This is a genomic window from Mycobacterium sp. 852013-50091_SCH5140682 (assembly GCF_001665685.1).
Classification (GTDB): domain Bacteria; phylum Actinomycetota; class Actinomycetes; order Mycobacteriales; family Mycobacteriaceae; genus Mycobacterium.
Genome location: NZ_LZTB01000132.1, coordinates 1 through 1860 on the forward strand (window position 1 = coordinate 1; position 1860 = coordinate 1860).

General features: G+C 71.5%; 2 protein-coding genes. Both read right to left on the minus strand.

The features are described 5' to 3' along the window. Window positions 1-226: NADH-quinone oxidoreductase subunit H (locus tag A5784_RS35720; protein ID WP_197514988.1), on the minus strand; the 226-nt coding region annotated here is incomplete at its 3' end. Then, on the minus strand, window positions 223-1860 hold a 1638-nt coding region (locus A5784_RS35725; protein WP_064949591.1), incomplete at its 5' end, for an NADH-quinone oxidoreductase subunit G. The genes A5784_RS35720 and A5784_RS35725, both read right to left, overlap by 4 nt.

Sequence of the window (1860 nt, forward strand, 5' to 3'; positions counted from 1 at the left end):
GACCCTCTTTGAGAGCCAGCTTGATGCCGTCGGCGAGAGACTGCAACAACCCCCACGGGCCGACCCGATTGGGGCCGGGCCGTAACTGCATGCGGCCCAACACTTTGCGTTCGACGAGGATGGCGGTCAACACCGTCAGCAACAGGAACACGAAGATCGCCAGCGACTTGGCCAGGATCAGCCACCAAGGATCGTGGCCGAACAGGGTGGGATCGGGATATGTCATGCTCCGGCTCCGATCGACACGATGGTTCCGGCGGATGCGCCCAGCTGCCGGTACACCGCTGAGCCGGGGGAGTGCAGCGGCAGCCACACCACCCGGTCGGCCATCGCGGTCACCGCGAGCGGCAGCGTGACCGCACCGCGATCGGTCCGGACGGTCACCGGATCACCGTGTGCCACCCCGATTTCAGCGGCAGTTGCAGCCGACAGCCGAACCACCGGCGTCGGTGCTGTGCCGGCCAGATACGGCTCGCCGTCCTGCAGGCGCCCGGAATCCAGCAGCATGCGCCAGCTCGCAAGGACTGCCTGCCCGGGGCCGGGCTCGGCCTGCGCGGCGGGCGGCACCGACGGTGCGTCAGCATGCGGCCCGGACCACGAGCCCAATGCGGCCAGTTCGGCGTCGGCGGCAGCGGCGCTCGACATCCCCAGGTCGACACCGATCTCGTCGGCGAGGTAGTGCAGGACCCGCAGATCGGGAATCGCGTTGGTGCGCAGCGACGGTTCGAACGCCCGGATCCGGCCCTCCCAGTCGACGAAGGCCCCGGCCTTCTCGACCACGGGCGCGACCGGGAAGACCACGTCGGCCAGTTGGGTCACCGCGCTTTCCCGCAGTTCCAGGCTGACGACGAACGGCGTCGCGCGTAGCGCTGACACCGCCAGCGCCGGGTCGGGAAGATCGTCGAGTTCGACGCCGCCGACGAGCAGGGCGCCCAGCCGGCCGTCGGCCGCTGCGGTCAGGATCGCAGTGGTGTCGCGGCCGGGTGTGCTCGGCAGTTCGCCGGAGCTCCAGGCCTGCTCGGTCTGTGCGCGGGCCTGCGGATCGTTGACCGGACGGCCGCCCGGCAGCAGGTTGGGCAGGGCGCCGGCCTCCACGGCGCCGCGTTCCCCGGCTCGGCGCGGAATCCACGCCAGCCGGGCGCCGGTGGCCGCGGCCAGTCGGGCAGCCGCGGACAGCGCGCCCGGCGAGCCGGCGAGCCGTTCACCGACCAGGATCACCGCACCCGGCTCGCGGAGCCGCGCATCGTCGGTCAACGCGTCGAGTGCGGCGGCCTCGGCGCCGGGGACGGTCGGGATCAGCGTTCCCGACATCTTCTCCAGACCCCGGGTCGCGAACGGCGCCAACGCGAGCACCCGCACCCTGTGCTTGCGGGCCCCCTTACGCAGGCGCAGGAAGACGATCGGGGATTCCTCTTCGGGTTCGAAGCCCGCCAGCAGCACGGTCGGCGCGGTTTCCAGGTCGGCGTAGCGCAGCGTCATCGGCGTGCCGGCCACGGCGGTGGCGAGGAAGTCGGCTTCTTCTGCGGAGTGGTCGCGGGCCCGGAAGTCGATGTCGTTGGTGCCCAGCACCATTCGGGCGAACTTGGCGTACGCGTAGGCATCCTGGAGCGTGCTGCGCCCACCGACCAGGACGCCGGTGGTGCCGCCGGCTGCCAACAACCCCGCCCCGGCCACGGTGAGGGCCTCCGACCAGGACGCCGGCCGCAGGCCGCCGGTGTCGTCCCGCAGCAGTGGGGTGGTGATGCGGTCGCCGACGGTCGGGTACGTGAACGCCCAGCGGCCCTTGTCGCAGTTCCATTCCTCGTTGACCTCGGGATCGTCACCGGCCAAGCGGCGCAGCACTTTTCCGCGGCGGTGGTC